Origin of the sequence: Methylobacterium sp. 391_Methyba4 (genome assembly GCF_029691625.1) — a bacterium.
In the GTDB taxonomy this organism is placed as follows: Bacteria; Pseudomonadota; Alphaproteobacteria; order Rhizobiales; family Beijerinckiaceae; genus Methylobacterium; species Methylobacterium fujisawaense.
In genome coordinates this window covers 1,991,407-2,017,665 of the sequence record NZ_CP121475.1, presented here as the reverse complement: position 1 = coordinate 2,017,665, position 26,259 = coordinate 1,991,407, and the positions used below count along the sequence as shown (strand labels likewise).

Here is a 26,259-nt window from a genome sequence, read left to right as displayed (position 1 = left end):
CCCCCGCGCGTCAACCCGTTCGTCGACCCAGTCGTCGACCCATTGCCACCCGGCCGCTCCGCCATAGCTGCGCTGCGGGAACCGGATCGGGCCCGGGGCCTTCTCCCACGACAGATGATCCTGCCGCGCTTGCATCCCGGTGCGCGCGGCCAATGACGAGGACGGTGGCCCGATGCGGCGCGCCCACAGCATGGATTTCGGGGCCGAGATGGTCGAGGGCGGCGTCCGCTTCGCCCTCTGGGCACCCACCGCCAAGAGCGTCGCGCTCGTCGTCGACGGCGCCGATCACCCGCTGCCGGAATCCGGCGGCGGCTGGCGCCGCACCGCCCTGCCCGGGGTGAAGCCCGGCGCCCGCTACGGCTTCCGCATCGACGGCGACCTCGTGGTGCCCGATCCCGCCTCCCGCTTCCAGCCGGACGACGTCTCGGGCCTCAGCGAGGTGATCGACCCGCGGGCCTTCGCGTGGTCCGACGCGGACTGGACCGGGCGGCCCTTCGAGGAGGCGGTGATCTACGAGTGCCATGTCGGCACCGCGACGCCGGAGGGCACCTATGCCGGCCTGCAGGCCCGGCTGCCCGACCTCAAGGCGCTCGGCGTCACCGCCATCGAGCTGCTGCCGCTCGCCGACTTCAAGGGCGCGCGCAACTGGGGCTACGACGGCGTCCAGCCCTACGCCCCCGACGGCGCCTATGGCCGCCCGGACGAGCTCAAGCGCCTGATCGACGCCGCCCACGGGCTCGGGCTGATGGTCTATCTCGACGCGGTCTACAATCACTTCGGTCCGGCCGGGAACTACCTCCACGCCTACGCCAAGACCTTCTTCACCGAGCGCCACCAGACCCCCTGGGGCGCGGGCATCAACTTCGACGGCAAGGAGAGCGGCGCCACCGTGCGCCAGTTCTTCATCCAGAACGCCCTCTACTGGCTGGAGGAATACCGCTTCGACGGCCTGCGCTTCGACGCCGTCCACGCGATCCTCGACGATTCGCCCCGTCATTTCCTGGCCGAGCTCGGCGAGACGGTCCGGAAGACCTTTCCGGACCGGCAGATCCACCTGATGCTGGAGAACGAGGCCAACCAGGCCCGCTGGCTGGAGCGGGACGCCGCCGGGCGCCCGAAGATGCACGATGCCCAGTGGGCCGACGACCTGCACCATTGCTGGCACGTCCTGCTCACGGGCGAGGACGCCGGCTACTATAAAAGCTTTGCCGACAAACCGGTCGCGCACCTCGCCCGCTGCCTCGCGGAGGGTTTCGCGTATCAGGGCGAGCCGTTCGCCACGCTCGACAACCATCCGCGCGGCGAGCCCTCCGGGCACCTGCCGCCCTCGGCCTTCGTGACCTTCCTCCAGAACCACGATCAGGTCGGCAACCGGGCGCTGGGCGAGCGGTTGAACCACCTCGCGGATCCGAAGAAACTCGATCTCGCCCGGGCCGGGCTCCTGCTGGCGCCGCAGATCCCGATGCTCTGGATGGGCGAGGAATGGTCGGCCTCGGCGCCGTTCCTGTTCTTCGTCGACTTCGCGCCGGACGAGGACCTGAACAAGGCAGTCCGCGACGGCCGCCGCCGGGAGTTCAAGAGCTTCGCGGCGTTCGCGGACGACACCTCCAAGATCCCCGATCCGACCGAGCGCGAGACCTTCGCGGCCTCGAAGCTCGACTGGTCCGAGCGGGAGCGCTCGCCCCACCGCGAGGTGCTGGCGGAGACGACACGCCTCCTGGGGCTGCGCCGCGACGTGGTCGTGACGCTGGCGAAGTCCGGCTATGACGGCGCCGCCGCCACGATGCCGCGCGCCGACGTGGTCGACTGCACGTGGCGCTTCGGCGCCGGCACCCTGCGCTTCGTCGCCAATGTCGGGACCGAGGCCTTCGCGGTCGATCCGGGCGGTGCCCGGCCGGTCTGGACCAACGCCCCCGACGGGGCCGGACGCGATCTCCCGTCCTGGACGGGCGTGTTCCTGACGGAGTCCCACGCGTGAGCCCCCTCGAAAAACTCGCCGACCTCGTCGGCGTCGCCGCCGGCTACACCGACGCCTTCGGCAAGCCCGTCGAGACGCCGCTGGCGGTGCGCCGCGGCCTGCTGGCGGCCCTGGGCTTCGCGGTCCAGGACGAGGCGTCGATCGCCGGGAGCCTCGCCGAGGTCGAGCGCCTGCGCCGCGGCCTGATCCCGCCGCTCCTGCCGGTGGAGGCCCGCCGGGCCGCCCGCGTTCCGGTCCGGCTGCAGGACGGGGCGCCCCACACCCTGGTCTGGCGCCTCGTCGACGAGCGCGGCACCGCCCGGGAGGGACGGGCCAACCCGCAAGGGTCCGATCCCGGCTTCGAGCTGCCGCCGCTGACCCCGGGCTATCACCGCCTCATCGTGCAGGCCGGCCAGAGCCGCACCGAGGCCTGGGTGATCGCCGCGCCGCAGCGCTGCTGGCGCCCGCGCCCCTACACGGATGAGGGGGCCTCCGATTGGGGGCTCGCCGCCCAGCTCTACGGCCTGCGCTCGGCGACCAATATCGGCATCGGCACCTACGCGGATGCCGGCGAGGCCGCCCGCGAGGCGGCCCTGCGCGGGGCGGCGTTCTTAGGGCTCAGCCCGGTCCACGCCCTGTTCGGTTCCGACCGGACCAAGATCTCCCCCTACTCGCCCTCCTCGCGCCTGTTCCTGGAGACGCTGTTCATCGCCCCGCGCAGCCTGCCGGGGCTCGCCGGCTCCCGGGCCGAGGCGCTGCTCGATGCGCGCGCGGACGCGATCACGGCGCTCCGCGAGGCGGCGCTGGTCGACCACCAGGGCGTGCACGACGTGCTCGACCCGGTGCTCCGGGCCCTCTGGGAGGACTCCCCCGCCCGGGCCGGCACGGACGCGGATTTCGCGCGCTTCCGGCAGGCGGGCGGCGAGGATCTCGAATCCCACGCCCTGTTCGAGGCCCTGTCGGAGCATTTCCGGGGGCAGGGCGCGCATTGGCTGGGCGACTGGCCGGACGCGTACCGCCGGGCCGGCACGGAGGCGGTGCGGGCCTTCGCGGCGGAGCATGCCGAGGCGGTCGGCTATCACGCCTGGCTGCAATACCTCGCCGACCGGCAGCTCGAAGAGGCCTCCGCGGCGGCTCTGGGCGCCGGCATGCGGGTCGGGCTGTACCGCGACCTCGCGGTCGGCGCCGACCGGGGCGGCTCCGAGATCTGGTCCCATCCCGAGCGGTTCGCCGACAAGGTGTCGATCGGCGCGCCGCCGGATCTGCTGGCGCCCAAGGGCCAGAACTGGGGCCTGCCGGCCTTCGACCCGCTGGAGATGGAGCGCGACGGGCTCGCCGCCTTCCGGACCCTGGTCCAGGCCAACATGCGCCATGCCGGCGCGATCCGGATCGACCACGCCTTCCAGCTCGCCCGCCTGTTCCTGATCCCGCTGGGCGCGGGCGCCCAGGCCGGGGCCTACGTGGCCATGCCGTTCGAGCCGATGCTGGCGGTGCTGCGGCTGGAGAGCCACCGCAACAAGTGCCTCGTCATCGCGGAGGATCTCGGCACCGCCCCGGAGGGCTTCTCGGACGCGCTGATGCGAGCCGGGGTGCTGAGCTACCGGATCCTCGCCTTCGAGCGGGAAGGCGACGGACGGTTCAAGGCGCCGTCGGCCTATCCGCGCGACGCGCTCACCGCCATCACCACCCACGACCTGCCGACCTTCGTGGGCTGGTGGCGCGGGGTCGACACCGACACCCGCCAGTCGCTCGGCCTCTACGACCAGGAGCGGGCCGAGGGCGAGCGGGCCGAGCGCGTCGTCGAGCGCCGCCGCCTCGCCGAGGCGCTGGCCGGCGAGCAGTTGCTCCCCTCGGCCGAGCCCCCGGATGCCGCGCCCTTCGAGGCCGCCGCCCGCTACCTCGCCCGGGCGCCCTCGATGCTGACCGCCGTGCAGTACGAGGACGTGGTCTCCGAACTCGCCCAGGCCAACGTGCCGGGCTCCACCGAGGGCTACCCGAACTGGCGGCGCAAGCTCGACCGGGACCTCGCGGACATCGCCGCCCCCGGCGGGCCCCTGGCGAAGCTCGCAGCCGCCCTGTCGGCGGAGGCACGGGGCCCGCGCTCGGGGGCCGCGCGGCTCGCCGCGCCGCCGCCGCGCTCGACCTACCGGCTGCAGTTCCACAAGGACTTCACCTTCGCGGATGCCGGCCGGATCGTCCCCTACCTGCACCGGCTCGGGATCAGCCACGTCTACGCCTCGCCGCTCCAGACGGCACGGCCCGGCTCGACCCACGGCTACGACATCGTCGATCACGGGGCGATCAACCCGGAACTCGGCGGCGAGGCGGGCTTCGTCCAGCTCTCCGAGACGCTACACGCCCACGGGATCAAGCTGCTCCTCGACATCGTCCCGAACCACATGGGCGTCGGCGGGTCCGACAACCCGTGGTGGCTCTCGGTGCTCGAATGGGGCTCGCTCTCGCCCTTCGCCGACGCCTTCGACATCGACTGGCAGCGGCTCGGGGCCGGGCGCAACCTCGTGATCCCGTTCCTGGGCGAGCGCTACGGCGAGGCCCTGGAGCAGGGCACCCTGGTGCTCAAATTCGATCCCGAGAAGGGCGCCTTCAGCGTCTGGCACTACGAGCACCAGCTGCCGATCCGGCCGCTGAGCTACCCGACCATCCTCAACCGGGTGATCGCCGCCATCGGGGCGGTGGACGACGACACCACCGCGGAGCTGCTCGCCATCTCCGAGCGCCTGCGGGCCATGGCGATCGACACCGACGAGAGCCGCCGCAAAGGCTTCCCCGAGGAGGCCGAGGGGCTGAAGCGCCGGCTCGCCGAGATCCACGGCGTCTCGCCGCTGATCCAGGAGGCCACCGCCAGCACGCTGGCTCTGCTCAACGGCTTCAAGGGCCGCCCGGACAGTTTCGGGCCGCTGCACCGGCTGCTGGAAGCGCAGGCCTACCGGCTCGCCCATTGGCGGGTGGCGTCGAGCGACATCAACTACCGCCGCTTCTTCGACGTGAACTCGCTCGCCGGCCTGCGGGTCGAGCTGTCCGACATCTTCCACCGCTCGCACGAAACCGTGTTCCGGCACATCCGCGAGGGCCGGATCGACGGCTTGCGCATCGACCATATCGACGGGCTGGCCGACCCGCTGGGCTACGCAAGGGCGCTCCAGGCGGCGGTCGGGCCGGGCTTCTACGTGGTCGTGGAGAAAATCCTGGAGCCCGGGGAGCGGCTGCGGCCCTGGCCGGTGGCCGGGACCACGGGCTACGACGTGCTCAACCAGCTCGACGGGATCCTGGTCGACAAGGGGAAGCGCGGCAAGGTCGAGCGCCTCTACACCTGGGCCACGGGCTTCGACGAGCCCTACGGCTTCCAGCTCCGTGCCGCCAAGGCCGAGATCCTGGAGATCAGCTTCGCGAGCGAGCTGGAGGTGCTGACCACCGACCTCAAGGAGGTGGCCGATTCCGACCGGCGGACCCGCGACTTCACCGTCAACGCGCTCCGCCGGGCGCTGATCGAGATCATCGCGCGCTTCCCGACCTACCGGAGCTACCTGCCGCCGGAACTGGAGGAGGGCGAGGTCGAGCCCGAGGACGTGCGCCTGATCGAGGGCGCCGTCGCCAAGGCCAAGCGCTGGTCGAGCCTGCCGGACCGCTCGGTCCACGACTTCGCCGCCGACGTCCTGCTCGGCCGGATCGAGACCGCCGGGGCGGGCCGGCCGGATCCGCGGGTTGCCTTGCGCTTCCGCCGCCGGTTCCAGCAGCTCACCGGCCCGGTCATGGCCAAGAGCCTGGAGGACACGCTGTTCTACCGCTACGCGTGCCTGCTCGGCCTCAACGAGGTCGGGGGCGATCCGGGCGAGTACGGGATCGACGCGGAGCACTTCCACGACCTCCAGATCGCCCGCGCCCGGGACTGGCCGAGCGCCATGATCACCACGGCGACCCACGACACCAAGCGGGGCGAGGATGCCCGCACGCGGCTGCTCGCCCTCTCGGAGATCCCGGAGGAATGGGCCAAGGCCTGGGACCTGTGGCAGCGCACCGCCGGCCCGCACCTCGCCCGCATCGACGGCGAGCCGGCCCCCGACGCCAACGACCAGTGGATGTTCTTCCAGGCCATTCTGGGCGCCTGGCCGCTGGAGCTGCTGGAGCGGGACGAGGCCGGGGCGATCGAGGATTTCCGCGACCGGCTGATCGCCTACGGCGAGAAGGCCATGCGCGAGGGCAAGCGCCGGTCGAGCTGGGTCAATGTCGACGCGGTCTACGAGGGCGCGGTCAAGAAGCTGTTCACCGCGCTGATCGCCCCGGGCTCGGACTTCCTGGCGCAGCTCCGGCCCTTCGCCCGGCGGCTCGCCCATCTCGGCATGCTGGCGAGCCTCGGCCGGACGGTCCTGAAATGCACCCTGCCGGGCCTGCCCGACACCTACCAGGGCACGGAGATCTGGGACTTCTCCTTCGTCGATCCCGACAACCGCCGCCCGGTGGACTACCCGGCCCTGGGGCGGATGCTGGACCAGGGCGGCGTGCCCGCGGAGCTGCTGGCGCACTGGCCGGACGGGCGGGTCAAGCAGGCGACCCTCGCGGCGCTTCTGGCCGAGCGGGCTGAGCGACCGGACTTCTACGCGAGCGCCGCCTACGAACCCGTCCCGGCCACCGGCGCGCGGGCCGGGCACGTGATCGCCTACCGTCGGACCGATCCCGGCCAGGAGGGCGGCGACCTGTTCGTGGCGGTACCGCGGCTGGTGGCGGGCTTCGTCGGGGAGGCGGTCTGGCCGGGTGAGGCCTTTAATGGGACCCGGGTCGATCTCGGGGCGGGGACGCGCTGGCGCGACCTCGCCTCGGGGCGGATCGTGGCGGGGGAGGGGGCCGACCTCGGCGAACTCCTGCGGGATCTGCCCTACGCGGTCCTGCGGCGGGAGCCGTGAGGGGAGCGGCCGGATCCGCGGATCGTCCTCCCCCCCTCCGCGGGGGAGGGTGGGCCGGCCGTCAGGCCGGGTCGGGAGCGGGGAACCCGGCTTCCGAAAAGGGCGGAGCCGGCATGAAGGCCGCCGCCTTCTCCGGCACCGTCGCGCCCCCGTCACGGGACTTCGGGGACCACCCTTCCCCGCAGCGGCGGGAGGGAGCGTGCGCGGGTCCGTCCCTGCCACGAAGACCATGTCGGCAGGTCCCTCGCGGTCCTGTCATGCGAATCTGCTGAGAGGCGGACGGCGCGGACCTGACAATCCCCGCCGTCCCACGCGAAGGCACGCCCGGGCGGTTCGGGCGTTACGACACAGGAACGGGAGCCAGAAGCCAGCATGAACGCACCGACCAAAGCCGCTGCGACGACCGGGGCCGAGGCCGTCCTGCCGGCCGCGCTGGCGCCCCGGGCCGAGGGGCCGCGGATCTACAACCTGTTCCCGCTCCTGGTCGGGCGCGTCGCGGACTGGACCGCCGAGCTGCCGCGGATCGCCGCGCTCGGCTTCGACTGGATCTACCTGAACCCGTTCCACCAGACCGGCGGCTCCCGGAGCCTCTACGCGGTGGCCGATCCCGAGCGGCTCGACGAGCGGTTCCGCGACCCGGACGGCACGCCGGACGACGCGCAGATCCAGCGCTTCTGCGCGGCCGCGCAGGCCCTCGGCCTGTCGGTGATGACCGACCTCGTGATCAACCACACCGCCGACAACGCCCGCCTCGCCACGGAGCGGCCCGACCTGTTCATGAAGGAGCCCGACGGCTCGATCATGCACCCGGCGGCGGTGGATCCGGACGATCCGTCGATCCGCACCGTCTGGGGCGACCTAGCCGAACTCGACTACCACACGCCGGCTGCCCGGGATGAGCTGACCCGGATCTGGGGCGCCTACGTGGCCCGGCTCCAGGACCTCGGCGTGGCGGGCTTCCGCTGTGATGCGGCCTACAAGGTGCCGCCGGAGACCTGGCGCGTCCTGATCGGGGAGGCCAAGGGGCGCGATCCCGCCTGTCTCTTCGCCGCCGAGACCCTGGGCTGCACCTTCGAGGAGGCCCGGGCCACGGCGGGCGCCGGCTTCGACTACCTGTTCAACTCCTTCGCGTGGTGGGACCTGAAGAAGCCCTGGGCCCTGGAGCAGTACGAGCGCCTGCGGGTGCTGGCGCCCTCCATCGCCTTCCCGGAGAACCACGACATGACGCGGCTCGCCGCCGGGATCGGCGGCGGCCCTGAGGCGGTGGCGGCCCATCTGCGCACCCGCTACGCGCTGGCCGCCTTCTTCTCGGCCGGCGTGCTGATGCCGATCGGCTACGAATGGGGCTACCGCCGGGCGCTGCACGTGGTCGAGACCACCCCGGGCGACCGCGAGCACGAGACCGGCATCGACATCTCCGGCTTCATCCGGGCGGTCAACGCCCTGCGGGCGGAGCTGCCCGCCGCCAATGTCGAGGGCGCGCAGATCCGGATCTCGTCCCCCGACAGCGACTGCGTGGCGCTCGCCCGCTTCGACACCGGCCACCCGGCCTCGGCCCGGCACGGGCTGATCGTGCTCTACAACCCGACCGACAAGCCGGTGCCGGTCGAGGCTGGGTCGCTCATCGCCCGCACCGGCGGGATGCTCGGCACCTTCGTCGACCGGACGCCCGACGCCGAGCCGATCGCGTTCCATCCCGGCAGCGCCATCGACCTGATGCCGGGCGAGCTGCGCATCCTGGCGGCCAGCGCCCAGGAGGTCGCCCGGCTCCCCGAGCGCGGCACCCCGGACGGGGAGGGGCGGGTGGTGATCGAGGCGGTCAGCCCTGAGCTCGACGGCGGCCGCTCGCCGGTGAAGCGGATCGTCGGCGAGTCCCTGCGGGTCGAGGCCGACATCTTCTCCGACGGCCACGAGATCATCGACGCCGCGATCCTGTCGCGGGTCGCCGGCAGCGACGCGTGGCGCGAGGACCCGATGGTCTTCGTCGACAACGACCGCTGGGCCGGGCACTTCCCCCTGGAGCGCAACGCCCGCTACGAGTTCACCCTGATCGCGTGGCGCGACGCCTTCTCGTCCTGGGTGCGCGACACCCTGAAGAAGCGCGGCGCCGGCGTCGATGTCCGCCTGGAGACGATCGAGGGCGTGGCCCTGGTCGGGACCGCCGCCTCGCTGGCCCGGACCCGGGGCGGCCGCGACGCCGACCGGCTCGCCGCGCTCGTCGCCGCGCTCGCCGCCGAGGAGACCGGCTCGGCCGCCCAGCTCGACCGGATCCTCCAGCCCGACGCGTCGAGCCTCGTGCGCCGCAACGCCGAGCGGGTGAACCTGACCCGCTATCCCGTGACCCTGCCGGTGATCGCCGACCGCCTCGCGGCCCGGTTCTCCGCCTGGTACGAGATCTTCCCGCGCTCCCAGTCGATGGACGTGAACCGCCACGGCACCTTCGACGACGTCATCCGGCGCCTGCCCGAGATCCGCGAGCTCGGCTTCGACGTCCTCTACTTCACCCCGATCCATCCCGTGGGCCGGACCAACCGCAAGGGGAAGAACAACACCCTCACGGCCGAGCCCGGCGATGTCGGCTCGGTCTACGCGGTGGGCGCGGCGGAGGGCGGCCACGAGGCCGTGCATCCCGACCTCGGCACCCTTCAGGATTTCGAGCGGCTGGTCGCGGCGAGCCACGCCTACGGGATGGAGATCGCCCTCGACTTCGCGATCCAGTGCTCGCCCGACCATCCCTGGATCAAGAACCATCAGGAATGGTTCGAGTGGCGCCCCGACGGCACGCTGAAATTCGCCGAGAACCCCCCGAAGAAGTACGAGGACATCTCGAACGTCCACTTCTACGGCGGCGCCCTGCCCGGGCTGTGGATCGAGCTGCGCGACATCCTGCTCGGCTGGTGCGCCCGGGGCGTGCGCATCTTCCGGGTCGACAACCCCCACACCAAGCCGATCCCGTTCTGGGAATGGGTGATCGGCGAGGTCAACGGGCGCTATCCGGACGCGATCTTCCTCGCCGAGGCCTTCACCCGGCCGAAGATGATGAAGAAGCTCGCCAAGGCCGGCTACCAGCAGAGCTACACCTACTTCACGTGGCGCAACACCAAGCAGGAGCTGACCGACTACGCCCTGGAGCTGGCCGGCGAGATGGGCGAGTACTACCGCCCGAATTTCTTTGCGAATACGCCCGACATCAATCCCTACTTCCTTCAGACCAGCGGACGCGCCGGCTTCGTCATCCGCGGAACCCTGGCCGCGACCCTGTCGTCGGTCTACGGCATCTACAACGGCTTCGAGCTGTGCGAAGCCGCGCCGTATCCGGGCAAGGAGGAGTACCTGAACTCGGAAAAATACGAGCTGAAGGCCTGGGACTACGACCGGCCGGGCAACATCCGCGAGCACATCGTCAAGCTGAACACGATCCGGCGCGAGAACCCCGCCCTCTGGGATTTCCGCAACGTCGTCTTCACCGGGGCCTTCAACGACCAGATCATCGCCTACGCCAAGGCGACGCCGGAGCGCGACAACTGCATCTTCACCATGGTCAACCTCGACCCGAAGAACCGCCAGGAATGCACCTACGAGGTGCCGCTCTGGCTGTTCGGCCTGCCCGACGACGGCGCCGTCGAGGTCGAGGACCTGCTCCAGGGCTACACGTTCGAGTTGCGCGGCAAATCCCACCGCATCGCCCTCGATCCGGCCGAGCGATCCTGCGTCATCTGGCGCCTGCGGGCGCCGCGGCGGGTTGCGGGCTGAGGCCACCCGTGGCACCTGACCGTGGCACCTGACCCCGGCGGCGGGCCTTCCCGTCGCCGACCATTGCACCCGCGCGGCGGTCGTCCGCCCGCTCCCGGCCGGTTCCCACCGCCGGTCCCGTCAGATTCGACCGATGAGGCAGCGACGCGATGATCGATCGCAGCGACCCGCAATGGTACCGTGACGCCATCATCTACCAGATCCACGTCAAGTCGTTCTTCGACTCGAACAACGACGGGATCGGCGACTTCGAGGGCCTGACCCAGCGCCTCGACTACGTCCGCGATCTCGGCGTCACGGCGATCTGGCTGATGCCGTTCTATCCCTCGCCGCTCCGCGACGACGGCTACGACATCGCCGATTACCGGGACATCAACCCGTCCTACGGGACCATGGAGGCCTTCAAGGCCTTCGTGGAGGCGGCGCACGCCCGGGGCCTGCGGGTCATCACCGAACTCGTGATCAACCACACGAGCGACCAGCACCCCTGGTTCCAGGCCGCCCGCGAGGCGCCCCCCGGCTCGCCGGAGCGCAACTTCTACGTCTGGTCGGACACCGACGAGCCGTACCGGGACACGCGGATCATCTTCCTCGATACCGAGGCGTCCAACTGGACCTGGGACCCGGTGGCCAAGCAGTATTTCTGGCACCGGTTCTACAGCCACCAGCCGGACCTGAACTTCGACAACCCGGCGGTGCTCGAGGCCGTCATCGAGGTGATGCGCTACTGGCTCGACATGGGCGTCGACGGCCTGCGCCTCGATGCGATCCCCTACCTGATCGAGCGCGACGGCACGAACTGCGAGAACCTCGCCGAGACCCACGACGTCATCAAGAAGATCCGCGCCGCCCTCGATGCCAGCTACCCCGACCGGATGCTGCTGGCCGAGGCCAACCAGTGGCCGGAGGAGACCGCCCAGTATTTCGGCGACGGCGACGAATGCCACATGGCGTTCCACTTCCCGCTGATGCCGCGGATGTACATGGCGATCGCCCGGGAGGACCGGCACCCGATCACCGACATCATGCGCCAGACCCCGGAGATTCCGGAGGGCTGCCAATGGGCGATCTTCCTGCGCAACCACGACGAGCTGACGCTCGAAATGGTCACCGCCGAGGAGCGTGACTACCTCTGGTCGTTCTACGCCGCAGAGCGCCGCGCCCGGATCAATCTCGGCATCCGCCGCCGCCTCGCGCCGCTCCTCGAGAACGACCGGCGCAAGATCGAATTGATGAAGTCCCTCGTCCTGTCGATGCCCGGCACGCCGGTGCTCTACTACGGCGACGAGATCGGCATGGGCGACAACATCTATCTGGGCGACCGCGACGGCGTGCGCACGCCCATGCAATGGTCCCCGGACCGCAACGGCGGCTTCTCCCGGGCGAACCCCCAGAAGTTGTTCCTGCCGGCGATCCAGGACCCGATCTACGGCTTCGACGCCATCAACGTCGAGGCGCAGACCCAGGCGCAGACGAGCCTGCTGAACTGGACGCGGCGCATGATCGCGATCCGCAACAACAGCGTCGCCCTCGGGCGCGGCACGATCCAGTTCCTCTATCCCAGCAACCGGAAGGTCCTGGCCTGGATCCGCGAGCACGAGGACGAGCGGATCCTGTGCGTGGCGAACCTGTCGCGGGCGCCCCAGGCGGTGCAGCTCGACCTGTCGGAACTGCGCACCGCGGTGCCGATCGAGCTCACCGGCGGCACCGAGTTCCCGCCGATCGGCGATCTGCCCTACCTGCTGACCCTGCCGTCCTACGGTTTCTACTGGTTCAGCTTGAGCGCCGCGCGCTCCGGGGTGGTCGGCCCGCAGCAGGAGCCGCCAGAGCTGTTCACCCTGGTGCTCACCGGCGGGATCGAGACCCTGATGAGCGGGCGTGAGCGCGTCGCCTTTGAGCGCACGGTGGTGCCGCCGTTCCTGACGAGCCGGCGCTGGTTCGGCGCCAAGGGCTCGCGGATCAAGGCCACGAAGGTGGTCGACTGCGCCGCCCTGAAGGACGTCGACGGGAGCGCGCGCTTCCTGCTGCCGCGGCTGCAGGTGCAGCTCGCCAACGGCGAGAGCCATGAGTACTTCATGCCGGTCGGCGTCGAGGAGGGCCGCGAGGACGAGGCGCTGATGCCCTTCGCGGTGGCGCGGGTGCGCCGCGGCCCGCGGACCGGGCTGCTCTACGGCGCGGCCGGCTCCAACGACTTCGCCGCCTGCCTCATCGACGACATGCGCCAGGGCCGTGTGATCCCCACGGAGAGCGGCCGCCTCGTCTTCGCCGTCACCTCGGCCTTCGACCCGGAGGTCACGGTCGACGTGGCCGATATCCGCCGGCTGTCGGCGGAGCAGAGCAACACCTCGATCGCCGTCGGCTCGAAGATGATGCTCAAGCTGCTGCGCCGCCTGCAGCCGGGGCTGCATCCCGAGATCGAGGTCGGGCGCTTCCTCACCGAGCAGGCGGGTTTCTCCAATACCCCCGCCCTGCTCGGCACGCTGGAGCACGTCGCCGAGGACGGGACCCGGACGGCCCTCGCGATCCTTCAGAAATTCGTCGTGAACCAGGGCGATGCCTGGACCCTGATGCTGGAGGGCCTGCGCCGGGACTTCGAGACCGTCGTGCTCACCCCCGAGAGCGAGGCCGCCAGCCCCGAGGAGGCGTTCCAGGCCCACCGGCCCTGGGCGGATCTGCTCGGGCGGCGCACCGCCGAGCTGCACGCGGCGCTGGCGATCGAGACCGACGATCCGGCCTTCGCGGCCGAGCCGTTCACCGGGGACGATCTCGCGGTGCTGGCGCGCGACGCCCGCCACCAGGCGGAGCGTGCCTTCCGGGCGCTCAAGGGCCTGGCCGACCGGGGGCTCGATGCCGGCAAGCCGGCCTGCGCGGAACTCGGCCAGCGCCGGGGCGAGGTCGAGGCCCTGATCGCCGCGCTCACCGCCGAGCCGGTCCGGGGCGCCCACAAGACCCGCATCCACGGTGACTACCACCTGGGACAGGTGCTGGTCGCCGAGAACGACCTGATCATCGTCGACTTCGAGGGCGAGCCCTCGCGTCCGGCCGACGAGCGCCGGGCCAAGTCGATGCCCCTGCGGGACGTCGCCGGGCTGATGCGCTCCTTCGCGTACGGCGCCGAGACGGTGATCCGGGAGATCACCGCCCGGTTCGCCGATTCCGAGGGGCGGGCGCGGGACGCCGCCACGGCGTGGCGCGGCATGATCGAGGCGGCGTTCCTCGCCGGCTACGAGTCCGCGGTGGAGGGCTCGCGCGCCGCCGTGACCGACCTGGGAAGCCGGGCGCGGCTGCTGCGCCTCTGCCTGCTGACCAAGGCCCTGTACGAGGTCGATTACGAGGCCAACAACCGGCCGGACTGGATCGAAATCCCCGCCCGTGGGGTTCTGACCATTCTGGACACGGACGGACACGAGCCCGGAGCATTGGAATGACGGCGATCGACGAGACCTTCGCACGACGGGCCGCCCCGGAAGCGGGGACGGCGCGGAACGCGGATGTCCCGGGCTCCGGCGTCGCGCAGCCGCCGAGCGTCCATCCGGACGCGATCGCGGCCCTGATGGCGGCCAATCACGGCGACCCGTTCTCGGTGCTGGGCCCCCACCGGGTCGGGCCCAAGGCCTGGGAGGTGCGCGCCGTGCTTCCCGAGGCGCGGGCCGCCACCCTGGTGATGGACGGCCGCACCGTGCCGTTCGAGAAGCGCCATCCGGACGGATTCTGGGTCGCGCGGGTCGAGGGCGAGCACCGGCCGCTCTACGAGATCGAGGTCGAATCCTGGGACGGCACGAAGCGCCGCCGCTACGACCCCTATGGTTTCGGCTCCTCCATCGAGCAATACGACGTGGCGACGCTGCGCGAGGTCGGCACCAACCTCGTCTACCGGATGCTCGGCGCCCAGTCGGGCCAGCTCGACGGCATCGACGGCTTCCGCTTCGCCGTCTGGGCCCCGAACGCCCGCAAGGTCAGCGTCGTCGGCGACTTCAATGACTGGGACGGGCGCCGCCACCCGATGCGCCTCTGGCAGGACGGCGGCATCTGGGAGCTGTTCGTGCCGGGCCTCAAGGCCGGCGTGCGCTACAAGTTCGAGATCCGCGGCCCCGACGGCGCCCTGGTGCCGCTCAAGGCCGACCCGGTCGCCTTCGCGGCCCAGCACCCGCCGGAGACCGCCTCGGTCACCCACGGGTCGGGCGAGTTCGACTGGCGCGATTCGGGCTGGATGAGCACCCGCGGCGCCAAGGACCCGCGCCACGCGGCGATCTCGGTCTACGAGGTCCATCTCGGCTCCTGGGCGCGGGTGCCCGAGGAGGGGAACCGCTACCTGACCTACCGGGAGCTCGCCGAACGGCTGATCCCCTACGTCAAGGATCTGGGCTTCACCCATATCGAGATGCTGCCGATCACCGAGTTCCCGTTCGACGGGTCCTGGGGCTATCAGCCGGTCTCGCTGTTCGCCCCGACGAGCCGCTTCGGCACGCCGGAGGATTTCGCCGCCTTCGTGGACGCCGCCCACGAGGCCGGGATCGGCGTGCTGCTCGACTGGGTGCCGGGCCACTTCCCCCTCGACGCCCACGGGCTCGGCCAGTTCGACGGCACCCACCTCTACGAGCACGCCGATCCCCGCCAGGGCTTCCACCAGGACTGGGGCACCTACATCTACAATTTCGGGCGCACCGAGGTCGCGACGTTCCTCGCCGCCAACGCCCGGTTCTGGCTGGAGCACTACCACCTCGACGGCCTGCGCGTGGATGCCGTCGCGTCGATGCTCTACCTCGACTATTCCCGCCGCCAGGGCGAGTGGATCCCGAACCGCTACGGCGGCAACGAGAACCTCGACGCCATCGACTTCCTGCGGAAGACCAACGAGGCGACCTACAGCCACGCCCCCGGGACGATCACGGTGGCGGAGGAATCGACCTCCTGGCCCGGCGTGTCGCACCCGACCTATACGGGCGGTCTGGGCTTCGGCTTCAAGTGGAACATGGGCTGGATGCACGACACCCTGCATTTCATGCAGGAGGATCCGATCCACCGCCGCTACCACCACCACAACCTGACCTTCGGGCTGCTTTACGCCTTCTCGGAGAATTTCGTCCTGCCGCTCTCCCACGACGAGGTCGTGCACGGGAAGGGCTCGCTGCTCGGCAAGATGCCGGGCGACCGCTGGCAGAAATTCGCGAATCTCCGGGCCTATTACGGCTTCATGTGGGGGCATCCCGGCAAGAAGCTGCTGTTCATGGGCGGCGAGTTCGGCCAGGAGCGGGAGTGGAACCACGACACCAGCCTGGACTGGCACCACCTCGACGACCCGCTGCACAAGGGCGTGCAGAGCGTGGTGCGCGATCTCAACCGGCTCTACGTCTCGACGCCGGCCCTCTACAGCCGTGATGTCGAGCATACCGGCTTCCAGTGGCTGGTGGCGGACGATCAGGACAACAGCGTGATCGCCTGGGCCCGCAAGGGCGCCAAGCCCGGCGAGGTGGCGATCGTGGTCTCGAACTTCACGCCCGTGCCGCGCGAGGGCTACCGGATCGGCGTGCCTGCGGCGGGGTTCTATCGCGAGGCGTTCAACTCGGATGCCGGCGTGTATGGCGGGTCCAACCTGGGCAACCAGGGCGGCCGCCGCACCGAGGATCAGGCGAGTCACGGCCAGGAGCAGAGCCTGTCGCTGACCCTGCCGCCGCTCGCCACGATGATCTTCCTGCTGGAAGGGTGAGCGGAGACTCCCTCCCCCCTCTGGGGGGAGGGGGTTGAGGCGGCTGCGTCCGCGAGAAGGCCCTATGCGGCCCGCCAGCGCAGCGCGGTGCTGTTGCCGATGGCCCGGCCGTAGAGCCCGGCATAATTGTCGGCGGCCTGATCCCAGCCGAAGCGGGCCGCCATGGCCCGCCGCCGCATGGCGTTGAGGCGCTTCTTCTGGCCGAAGGCCTCCAGCGCCCGGCGGACCGCCGCCCCGAAGGACGCGGCCGAGGCCTCCGCGAAGGTGAAGCCCGTCACCCCGTCCTCGACCGTGTCGGCGAGGCCCCCGGTGCGACGCACGATCGGCAGGGAGCCGAAGCGCTGCGCGTACATCTGGGCCAGCCCGCAGGGCTCGAAGCGCGAGGGCATCAGCAGGAAGTCGCTGCCCGCGAACATCCGCCGGGCCTGCGCCTCCTCGAAGCCGACATGCACGCCGACCGCCTCGGGATGGCGCTTGGCCAAGCCCCGGAGCGCCTGCTCGAACCGGCCCTCGCCCTGGCCGATCACCACGAGCTGGCCGCCCTCGGCCACGATCGCCTCGGCGGCCTGCAGGCTCAGGTCGATGCCCTTCTGGTGGACGAGGCGCGACACGATGGCGAAGAGCGGCCCGCGGGAAACCGCGAGGCCGAATTGCTGGCGTACCGCCTCGGCATTGGCCCGCTTGCCCTTCCAGTCGTCGATCTCGAAGCGCGTGGCGAGGTGCGGGTCGGTGCTCGGGTCCCAGGTCTCGTCGATGCCGTTGAGGATGCCAGCGAGCCGGCCCTGACCGGCGCGGGTGCGCAGCAGCCCGTCGAGGCCGCAGCCCAACTCGGGGGTCTGGATCTCCCGCGCGTAGGTCTCGCTCACCGTGGTGACCTGCGAGGCGTAGAAGATGCCGGCCTTCAGGAAGGACAGCTGCCCGTAGAACTCGGCGCCGTCGACCTGGAAGGCCGCCTCCGGCACGCCGAGCCGGGGCAGGGCGTCCCGGGGGAACAGTCCCTGATAGGCGAGGTTGTGGATCGTCAGCACGCTCGGCACCCGCCGGCCGCGCCAGGCGAGATAAGCCGGGGCCAGGGCCGCCTGCCAGTCGTTGAGGTGCAGGAGGTCGGCCGCCCAGTCGGGGTCGGCGCCGGCGGCGAGGTCCGCCGCCGCGAGGCTGAGGCGGGCGAAGCGCAGGTCGTTGTCGCCGAAATCGCCGTGCTGGTCGCCGTAGGGCGTGCCGTCGCGCTCGTAGAGGTCGGGGCTGAGCAGCACGTAGATCCGCAGGCCGTCGGCCGCCTCGACCAGGCCGAGGTCGCAGGCCGGAACCCCCGCGAAGCCCTCGAGACGGGCGACCACCGGAATCTCGGGGAACGCCGCGCGGACCTGCCGGTAGCCCGGGATCAGCACGCGGATGTCGTAGTGCGGCACCAGCGCCCGGGGCAGGGCGGCCGAGACCTCGCCGAGGCCGCCGGTCTTCACGAAGTCGGCCATCTCGGGCGTGGCGTACAGGATGCGGCGGCGCAGCGAGGCCGGACGGGCCGGCACCGGTACGGATACGACGCCGTCCCCCTCGCCGGACGACCACTCGGCGAAGGAACCACCACGGCGCGTATCGAGCATCAGCATTGATCCTGGCCGGGCGGAATGCCCCGGTCTGGCAGACGATCGGGCAGGCACGGCTGTCGCGATCTCAACCACGGCTAATACTCCTCCGTCGCGACGGTTCCGCTGCGACGCACAAAATAGGCCACCGTGAGAATTAAGCTTCACTTACCTATGTGGCGTCGCAGCACGAAATCGTGGCGGCGCGGCAAGTTTCGGCGGGCCGGGCGGCTTCCGGGATGGGGCGGCATCGGCCCGACGTCGATGCACAGGGCCGCGCCGCAGCGGCACCGCCCTATCCCGAATCACGTTCTGCGCGCCTGGACCGTGTCCGGCTGGGGGCTTCGGCCCTGCCGTCTCTGCGAGCGGAGCGAGGCCATCCACCCCGCGCCCGACGGCCGACGGCGCGCAGCCCTGAGGCACCGCACCGCCGCGCGCGCGTGATGACGGTCGAGGGCCGCAGCAGCCAAAGGCTCCGGCCGCAAGCCATGTCGTGCCCCCGGCTCGGACCATGAGGCGCCGCCGGGCCGTTGGACCGGCGCCCGCGCCGAGGCGCCGCGCCCGGATGGGCGGATCCGGTCCGGCTCACCCGCCGCGGCGCAGGATCACCCCCTCGGCGGGTCCGAGCGCCAGGGTGAGGCCGACCGTCTCGCCCGCCCGCCCCGCACGGGTCGAGAGCAGCACGGTCCAGTCGCCCTCGGGCAGCGGCAGATCCTGCGACGCCGCGCCGAAGTTCAGGAGCACGCGCAGAACGGCATCGTCGGCGAAGCGCTCGTAGGCGAACACCGCGGCGATCCCCAGCGGCACCTCCCGGTAGCCGCCCACGGCGAGCGCCGCCTGGTCGCGGCGCAGGGCGAGCAGCCGCCGGTACAGGGTGAGCATCGAGCCCGGATCCGAGCGCTGGCTCTCGACGTTGCAGGCTGCCCAATCCTCCGCCAGCGGCAGCCAGGGTTCGGCCGTGGAGAAGCCGGCCTGGGGATTGTCGTCCCACTGCATCGGGGTGCGCGCCGGGTCGCGGCCGTGCCCGGGCTCGTTGTACTCCCAGGGATCGCGGGCGCGCTCCGGCGGGATCGGAACATGGCCGAGCCCGATCTCGTCGCCGTAATAGAGGGTCGGCGTGCCCCGCAGGGTCAGCAGCAGCATCGCGGCGATGCGGGCCTGCGCCTGCCCGACCCGGGCGGCGATGCGCGGCTGGTCGTGGTTGCCCAGCACCCAGTTGGGCCAGCCGCCCTCGGGCAGGGCCGCCTCGTAATCGGCCACGAGTTCGGCCACCGCGTCGGCCCGCCACGGGGTCTGGATCAGCTGGAAATTGAACGGCAGGTCGGCGCCGGTAAGGTCGGGGCCGTAATAGGCGACCAGCCGCTCCACCGGCAGGTAGATCTCCCCGATCAGGACGCGCTCGCCGTAGTCGCGCAGCACCGCCCGCATGCCGGCGATCACGTCGAAGATCTCGGGCCGGTCGGCGGAGTAGACCTGGGTGAAGCGGTTGATCTCCGGGGAACCCGGCGCGTAGTCGGGATTGGCCGGGTTGTCGCGGAACCCCGCATCCTTCATCAGGTGCCAGATCACGTCGACCCGGAACCCGTCGACCCCGCGCTCCAGCCAGAAGCGGAGCACGTCGTGCATGGCCGCCCGCACGGCGGGGTTGCGCCAGTTCAGGTCCGGCTGCTCCGCCAGGAAGGCGTGGTAGTAGTACTGGCCGGTGGCCTCGTCGCGCGTCCAGGCCGGGCCGCCGAAATTCGACAGCCAGTTGTTGGGCGGCCCGCCGTCGGGGGCGGGATCGCGCCAGATGTACCAGTCGCGCTTCGGGCTCGTGCGCGACGACCGGCTCTCGGCGAACCACGGATGCGCGATCGAGGAATGGTTCGGCACGAAGTCGAGGATCACCTTCAGCCGGCGCCGATGGGCCTCCGCCACGAGGGCATCGAAGTCGGCCAGCGTGCCGAACAGCGGATCGATCCCGCAGTAATCGGCCACGTCGTAGCCGAAATCCGCCATGGGCGAGGGGTAGACGGGCGAGATCCAGACGGCGTCGACCCCGAGCCAGGCGAGGTAGTCCAGCCGCGCCGTGATGCCCGGCAGGTCGCCGACCCCGTCGCCGTTCGTGTCGTGAAAGGAGCGGGGATAGACCTGGTAGACGGTCCCGCGCTTCCACCAGACAGTGTCGGTCATGCTGCCCCTCCCGTTGGCGGCCCACGCTTAACCGCTGACCGGCGTGCTGGCGACCGGCGACGGATGCGCTCCGGGCGCGCTCCGGGCGCGTGCCGGGCGGGCGCGGATCGGCGCGCCCGACACGGAGCGCCCGTCGAGAACCGCGTCCCGGGCATGACCGTGAGCCGCATCGCCGGCGTGCATGACCTTCGCGCAGCGCCGTCGCGCAGATCTGTGCCTGGAATGTCACGCCGCCGCGCCATATGTCTCTCAGCGTACCCGCGGGCTCCGATCGAGCGGCGCTGCCACGACTTCGCCGGAAGCCGACCGCATCGTCGGATGCTTCGGGGCACGGATCGTCCGTCCGTTCATGCGGCGGCAATCCATCAAAAGAGATAATCCGCCCACGATACCCCCGGCGCTAGAATCCGGGGCGACGACTTTGGGGGACCCGCACGTGTTGAACGATGTTCTGACCCGGCCTGTGCCACAAGATGTCGCGCGCGACGAGCGCGCTCCCGAGGCCCCGGCCGCAGGCTCCTGGACCGCCCCGGTGCTGTCCGCAAGTGGTGACGCGGGGGTCGACCTGCGGGAGTCGATCCGCGCCAAGCTCACCTTCGCGCTGGGCCGCACGCCCGAGACCGCACGCCCGCGCGACTGGTTCGCGGCGACCGCCCTGGCCCTGCGCGAGCGAATCGTGGCGGCCGCCCTGGCCGCCGAGCGCAGTGTGCCGAACAAGCGCGTCTACTATCTGTCGCTGGAATTCCTCATCGGCCGGCTGATGTCGGACGCGATGAACAACCTGGGCCTGACCGAGACCACCCGCGCCGCCCTGCGGGAACTCGGGGTCGACCTCGACGCCGTGCAGGAAGCCGAGCCCGACGCGGCTCTGGGCAATGGCGGCCTCGGGCGGCTGGCCGCCTGCTTCATGGAGAGCATGGCGAGCATCGGCATCCCGGCCATGGGCTACGGGATCCGCTACGACCACGGCCTGTTCCGCCAGTCCTTCGAGGACGGCTGGCAGCGCGAGGCGCCGGAGACCTGGCTCGCCGAGGGCAATCCCTGGGAATTCGCCCGGCCCGAGGCGACCTATGCCATCGGCTTCGGCGGCACCGTGACCATGTCCTCCGCGGAGGAGGGGGTGATCCGGCGGCACTGGCAGCCGGCCGAGACCGTGCGGGCGGTGGCCCACGACGTGCCGGTGGTCGGCTGGCGCGGGCGCCACGTCAACGCCCTGCGCCTGTGGAAGGCCGAGGCCGGCGAGCCCGTGGACCTCGCCCGGTTCAACGGCGGCGACCATGTCGGCGCGGTGGCGGCGCGGATGCGCGCCGAGGCGATCTCCCGGGTGCTCTATCCGAGCGATTCCTCGGCCGAGGGCCAGGAGTTGCGCCTGCGCCAGGAATACTTCTTCACCGCGGCCTCGATCCAGGATCTCGTGGCCCGCCACGTGGCCGAGCGCGGCGACGTCCGGTCCCTGCCGGACCACGCCGCGATCCAGCTCAACGACACGCACCCGGCCATCGCGGTGCCGGAGCTGATGCGCATCCTGATCGACGCGCACGGCCTCTCCTGGGAGGATGCGTGGCACGTCACCACGCACACGCTGCACTACACGAACCACACCCTCCTGCCCGAGGCGCTGGAGACCTGGCCGGTGGAGCTGATGGAGCGGCTGCTGCCGCGCCACATGCAGATCATCTACCTGATCAACTGGATGCATCTGGAGGAGCAGGCCAAGCACGCCCGCCAGGACACCGCCTCCGACAACGCCGCCTACCTCGCCTCGATCTCGCTGATCGACGAGTCGCACGGGCGGCGGGTGCGCATGGGGCATCTCGCCTTCCACGGCGCGCGCCGGGTCAACGGCGTCTCGGCGCTCCACACCGACCTGATGCGCTCGACGGTCTTCTCCGACCTGCACGCCCTCGACACGGACAAGATCGTCAACAAGACCAACGGCATCACCTTCCGCCGCTGGTTCCACAACGCCAATCCCGGCCTCACCCGGCTCGCCGTGGAGACGGTGGGCGCCGGCGTGCTGGACAATCCCGAGCTGCTGCGGGGCCTGGAAGCCCATGCCGAGGACCCAGTCTTCGTGGCGCGCTACGCGGCCGTGCGCCGGGAGCGCAAGGAGGCCCTGGCCGACCTCATCGCCGAGCGCACCGGCATCGACGTCGATCCGGCCGCGCTGTTCGACGTACAGGTCAAGCGCATCCACGAGTACAAGCGCCAGCTTCTCAACATCCTCGAGACCGTAGCGCTCTATCAGGCGATCAAGGCCGAGCCGCACCGGGACTGGACGCCCCGGGTGAAGATCTTCGCCGGCAAGGCGGCGCCGAGCTACGTCCAGGCCAAGCTGATCATCAAGCTCGCCTGCGACGTCGCCAAGGCGGTCAACGACGATCCCGAGGTCGCGGGCCGGCTGAAGGTGGTGTTCCTGCCGAACTACTCGGTGAGCCTTGCCGAGGCGATCATCCCGGCCGCCGACCTGTCGGAGCAGATCTCCACCGCTGGGCTGGAGGCCTCGGGCACCGGCAACATGAAGTTCGCCCTCAACGGCGCGCTCACGGTGGGCACCCTCGACGGCGCCAACATCGAGATCCGCGACCATGTCGGGGCGGACAACATCTTCATCTTCGGCCTGGAGGCCGACGGGGTGAAGGCCCGGCAGGCCGAGCCGGACTACGCGGCCAAGGCGATCCAGGCCTCGCCGCGGCTTGCGGCGGCCCTCGACATGATCGCCGCGGGGCGGTTCTCGCCGGAGGAGCCGGGCCGGTTCCGGCCGCTCACCGACGACCTGCGCCGGCGCGACCAGTACCTGCTCACCGCCGATTTCGACGATTACTGGCGGGTACAGCGCGCCATCGACGCCGCATGGCGCGATCCGCGCGGCTGGTGGGCGAAGGCGATCCGCAACACCGCCCGCATGGCGTGGTTCTCCTCCGACCGGGCGATGCGCGAATACGCCGAGGAGATCTGGCGGGTCCGCCTGGGCTGAGCCGTCGGCCGCCCGACCCGCTCCCATGCGGAAGCGGGTCGGCGCGGGGCCCGCCCGCTCCGGAAGGCTCCGGCCCTCAGGCGGCGCGAACGCCGACCAGGAAGCGGTCCATCTCCGCCGACAGCCGCTCCGACTGGCGTGACAGGGCCGTGGCGGCCGCGAGCACGTGATCGGCCGCCACGCCCGTGCGCTCCGAGGCCTCGACCACCCCGACGATGGTGCCGGTCACCGCCGTGGCACCCCGGGTCGCGTGGGCGATGTTGCGCACGATCTCCTGGGTCGCCGCGCCCTGCTCCTCCACGGCCGCCGCGATCGCGATCGCCACGCCGTTGATCTCGCGGATCCGGTCGATGATCCCGCCGATCGCGCCGACCGCGGAACCGGTCACGCCCTGGATCCGGCCGATCTGGGCGGCGATCCCGTCGGTCGCCTTGGCGGTCTTCTCGGCCAGGGCCTTCACCTCGGCCGCCACGACCGCGAAGCCGCGCCCGGCCTCGCCGGCGCGCGCCGCCTCGATGGTCGCGTTGAGCGCGAGCAGGTTGGTCTGCTCGGCGACGGACGCGATCAGCCGCACCACGTCGCCGATCTCGGAGGCCGCCTGCTGCAGTTCGGCCACGAGGCCGGCGGTCTGGTCGGCCTCGCCGACCGCCTGCTGCGCGAGGTCGGACGAGCCGCTCGCCTGATGGCCGATCGCCTGGATGGCGCTGCCGAGCCGCTCGGTCGAGGCCGCCACCGCGTTGATGTTGGCCGCCGCCGCCTCGGCCGCCGCCGCCACCGCGCCGGACTGGCTGGCCGTCTCCTGGGCGGTCGTCGTCATCTGGTGGGCGGTGCCCTCCAGTTCTCCCGCGGCCGACGAGACCTGCTCGACGATCCTGGCCACCGCCTCCTCGAAGGTCCGAGCGAGGTCCATCGTGGCCTCCTTGCGCACGGCGGCGGCTTCGGCGTCCGCCCGCCGTCGGCGCTCGGCCTCCGCGGCGGCGTTGCGGGCGACCATGGTCCTGATCGCCTCGACCGCCCGCCCGACCATCCCGATCTCGTCGCCGCGCTGCGCCTCGACGATCGCGGCCTCGACGTCGCCCTGCGCCATGCGCCGCAGGACGGCGACGAGGCGCTGCAGCGGCCGCGTCGCGCCGAAGACGACGATCACCGCGGAAAGGCTCAAGGCGGCGAGCAGGCCCGCCAGGGCGGAGCCGATCAGGACCGTCCGCGCCTGCTCGGCCTCCTGCCGGGACGCGCGCCTCGCCTCGCGGAGGCGGGCCGTCGCCTGCGCCTCGTAATCCTGGGCCGCCTTGTCGAACTGCGCCCGGACCTCACGGCTCGCGACGACGCCGACCTGGATCGCCGCAGACCGGTCGTTCCGGAGGGCGAGGTAGTTGGAGCGGTCGAGCAGGTCGAAATAGTCCCGGGCGATCGCCCCGATCTGGCGCTGCATCGCCGCGATCTCCTCGCGCCGCGAGCCCTCGGCCAGCGTCTCGATGCTGTCGGCCACGGCCTTGACGTCCTCGTCGAAGCGCCTGCGAAAGAGCGGGAGGTCCCCTTCCGGTCGGCCGATGATCAAATTGCGATTCATGAGCGCGGCATCGACGAATTTTTCGCGAACTTTCGCGAATATCTCGAGCCTGGCGAAATAATAATCTACCAGATATCTATTCCTTTCCTCCATATATTTGAGACCTGAAATCGAATAAAATACGACCCCCGCAGTGACGATCACCAAGAAACCGATGGGCAACGACATTTTTACATGCAGGCTCGCATTCCGTAGAAATCGCATATCGTCCGATCCCCTCATGAACTCAAAATATCCCTTAGCACAAGACCGCGGCAGAGATCCACGCGCTGCCACGATCATCTGGCGACGACAGATCACTCGAAGAATGAAACGAATATTTATTCATATGCAAATACTGATAATATCGAAGAAATACATCAGAGCCATTGAACCGATCGAGCGGTGTGGGCGCGCGTCCGGGAGAGCCTGGCCGATCCGGGTCGGGGATGGAGCGGTCTCGCCGGCGGGCGCGGGCGGGCGCCGTGAGGCCCGGCGTCCCCTTCGCGCCCGGCCCGGGCCGGAATCTCAGGCCCCGCGGACGAGGCCGACCCGCGGTCCGAGGCGGCGCAGGCCGCGCCGCAGCCGGTGCAGCAGGCGCGCGGCGCGCTGGGCGAGGCTCAGCCTGCGCCGGCAGACGACATGCGACACGCGCCCGATCCGCGGGCCCGGATCCGGCGCGCCCTTGCGCAGAGCGATGTCCGGCCGCTCCGCCGATTGCGCGATCGTCAGCGCGCGCGCCGCCGGGAGGGTGACGCTGCGGAACATCGAGCGCGTGTAGTAGGAGAACTCGTCGTAGGCGACGAGATCGTGCCCCCGTCCCTTCGCCGGGTCCTGGACCGTCAGCGTGCCCGCCTGGGGGCCGTAGGTCACGAGGAGACCGATCACGTCGCGGGACCGCCCGAGGGGGACGGTGACGCGGGTGCCCTCGGGAATCTCCAGGAAGTCCAGCGGGATGCCGTTGCGGCGCAGGGCGAACCCGCAGGTCAGACCGGGGAGGGCGCGCAGCGGCACGGCCTCGAACCGGCCCGGCAGGGTCCGGAACCGGTCGATATAGGCGCGGCCCGGGGGCGGCGCGCGCAGGAAGCTGTAGACCAGGGTGCCGTAGAGGTCGGCGCCCACCGGCGTGACGTGGGTCGCATCCGTCAGGAGGTAGGTGATGTCGCCCGCGCCCGCGGCCGCCACCGGGGCGGCGATGTCGAGATAGGGGATCCCGTAGAGGGCGCGGTACTCCGCCAGCAGGCCGGCGACGGGCTCGGCCGCGTAGTCGACGCCGCCCTGGTGGAGGTTGAGGAAGGCGACGGGCAGGTCCCGCCGGGCGGTCGCCGCGAGGATGTCGTCGAGATAGGCCCGCATCGTCGCGCCGTCGAAGTAGCGGACGTTGCCGGTGAACAGCTCGAGGAGGACGCCGTCGCAGGGGAGCGCGTCGAGGATCTCGTCGATCAGGGCGGCGATGGAGGGCAGGGAATGGCCGCCCCAGCCGCTGCGGAGGAAGGTGACCGGACGCCCCTCGGCCTCGGCCAGGGCGTTGGCCCGCTCGACATAGCCCGGCAGCTCCGTGACGCTGTAGCCGAGGCAGAGGACGCGGACCATCGGGGCTCGGATCGGGCTCAGGATCGGCCCCGTGCGGCCGGCCCGGCGC

The 26,259-nt window shown here is 71.1% G+C and carries 10 protein-coding genes; 6 read left to right on the top strand and 4 right to left on the bottom strand.

Annotation, left to right across the window (positions count from 1 at the left end; all coding sequences use genetic code 11):
* The first annotated feature begins 172 nt into the window (after window positions 1-172).
* The 5 genes from treZ (at window position 173) to glgB (ending at window position 16,336) form a co-directional block, all read left to right on the top strand.
* Window positions 173-1,978 carry a malto-oligosyltrehalose trehalohydrolase gene (gene treZ, locus P9K36_RS09410; RefSeq protein WP_278306924.1) on the top strand — a complete coding sequence of 602 codons (1,806 nt, stop codon included), beginning with the start codon at window positions 173-175 and terminating at the stop codon, window positions 1,976-1,978.
* A complete protein-coding gene (locus P9K36_RS09405; protein ID WP_278306923.1) occupies window positions 1,975-6,876 on the top strand; it encodes a malto-oligosyltrehalose synthase in 4,902 nt (1,633 codons plus the stop codon). The genes treZ and P9K36_RS09405 overlap by 4 nt, the downstream gene beginning before the upstream one ends.
* Before the next feature lie 372 nt (window positions 6,877-7,248).
* On the top strand, window positions 7,249-10,629 hold the full coding sequence (locus P9K36_RS09400) for a maltotransferase domain-containing protein (protein ID WP_111474022.1): 3,381 nt from the start codon (window positions 7,249-7,251) through the stop codon (window positions 10,627-10,629).
* A 149-nt stretch (window positions 10,630-10,778) separates the two neighbouring features.
* Window positions 10,779-14,057, top strand: coding sequence for a maltose alpha-D-glucosyltransferase (gene treS / locus P9K36_RS09395; RefSeq protein ID WP_043379728.1), 3,279 nt, complete (start codon window positions 10,779-10,781; stop codon window positions 14,055-14,057).
* Entirely contained in the window at window positions 14,054-16,336 is a 2,283-nt protein-coding gene (glgB, locus tag P9K36_RS09390) for a 1,4-alpha-glucan branching protein GlgB (protein ID WP_111474023.1), read from the top strand. Before treS ends, glgB begins: the two co-directional genes overlap by 4 nt.
* A gap of 62 nt (window positions 16,337-16,398) precedes the next feature.
* Here the strand turns inward: glgB and glgA are convergent, their stop codons facing one another.
* On the bottom strand, window positions 16,399-17,937 hold the full coding sequence (gene glgA, locus P9K36_RS09385; RefSeq protein WP_043761084.1) for a glycogen synthase GlgA: 1,539 nt from the start codon (window positions 17,935-17,937) through the stop codon (window positions 16,399-16,401).
* A 567-nt stretch (window positions 17,938-18,504) separates the two neighbouring features.
* Entirely contained in the window at window positions 18,505-20,091 is a 1,587-nt protein-coding gene (locus P9K36_RS09380; protein ID WP_043756748.1) for an alpha-amylase family glycosyl hydrolase, read from the bottom strand.
* A 349-nt stretch (window positions 20,092-20,440) separates the two neighbouring features.
* On the opposite strand from P9K36_RS09380, the gene P9K36_RS09375 reads away from it, so the two are divergent.
* Window positions 20,441-23,068, top strand: a complete 2,628-nt coding sequence (locus P9K36_RS09375) for a glycogen/starch/alpha-glucan phosphorylase (RefSeq protein ID WP_236952914.1) — start codon at window positions 20,441-20,443, stop codon at window positions 23,066-23,068.
* A 76-nt stretch (window positions 23,069-23,144) separates the two neighbouring features.
* Here the strand turns inward: P9K36_RS09375 and P9K36_RS09370 are convergent, their stop codons facing one another.
* A complete protein-coding gene (locus P9K36_RS09370; protein WP_236961461.1) occupies window positions 23,145-24,860 on the bottom strand; it encodes a HAMP domain-containing methyl-accepting chemotaxis protein in 1,716 nt (571 codons plus the stop codon).
* Window positions 24,861-25,145: 285 nt separating this feature from the next.
* Window positions 25,146-26,210, bottom strand: a complete 1,065-nt coding sequence (locus tag P9K36_RS09365; protein WP_111474025.1) for a hypothetical protein — start codon at window positions 26,208-26,210, stop codon at window positions 25,146-25,148.
* Window positions 26,211-26,259 lie beyond the last annotated feature (49 nt).

Excerpts from the sequence above, each read along its gene's own strand:
- treZ (WP_278306924.1), top strand. The coding sequence starts at position 173 with ATGCGGCGCGCCCACAGCATGGATTTCGGGGCCGAGATGGTCGAGGGC.
- P9K36_RS09400 (WP_111474022.1), top strand. The coding sequence starts at position 7,249 with ATGAACGCACCGACCAAAGCCGCTGCGACGACCGGGGCCGAGGCCGTC.
- treS (WP_043379728.1), top strand. The coding sequence starts at position 10,779 with ATGATCGATCGCAGCGACCCGCAATGGTACCGTGACGCCATCATCTAC.
- glgB (WP_111474023.1), top strand. The coding sequence starts at position 14,054 with ATGACGGCGATCGACGAGACCTTCGCACGACGGGCCGCCCCGGAAGCG.
- glgA (WP_043761084.1), bottom strand. The coding sequence starts at position 17,937 with ATGCTCGATACGCGCCGTGGTGGTTCCTTCGCCGAGTGGTCGTCCGGC.
- P9K36_RS09380 (WP_043756748.1), bottom strand. The coding sequence starts at position 20,091 with ATGACCGACACTGTCTGGTGGAAGCGCGGGACCGTCTACCAGGTCTAT.
- P9K36_RS09375 (WP_236952914.1), top strand. The coding sequence starts at position 20,441 with ATGCGGCGGCAATCCATCAAAAGAGATAATCCGCCCACGATACCCCCG.
- P9K36_RS09370 (WP_236961461.1), bottom strand. The coding sequence starts at position 24,860 with ATGAGGGGATCGGACGATATGCGATTTCTACGGAATGCGAGCCTGCAT.
- P9K36_RS09365 (WP_111474025.1), bottom strand. The coding sequence starts at position 26,210 with ATGGTCCGCGTCCTCTGCCTCGGCTACAGCGTCACGGAGCTGCCGGGC.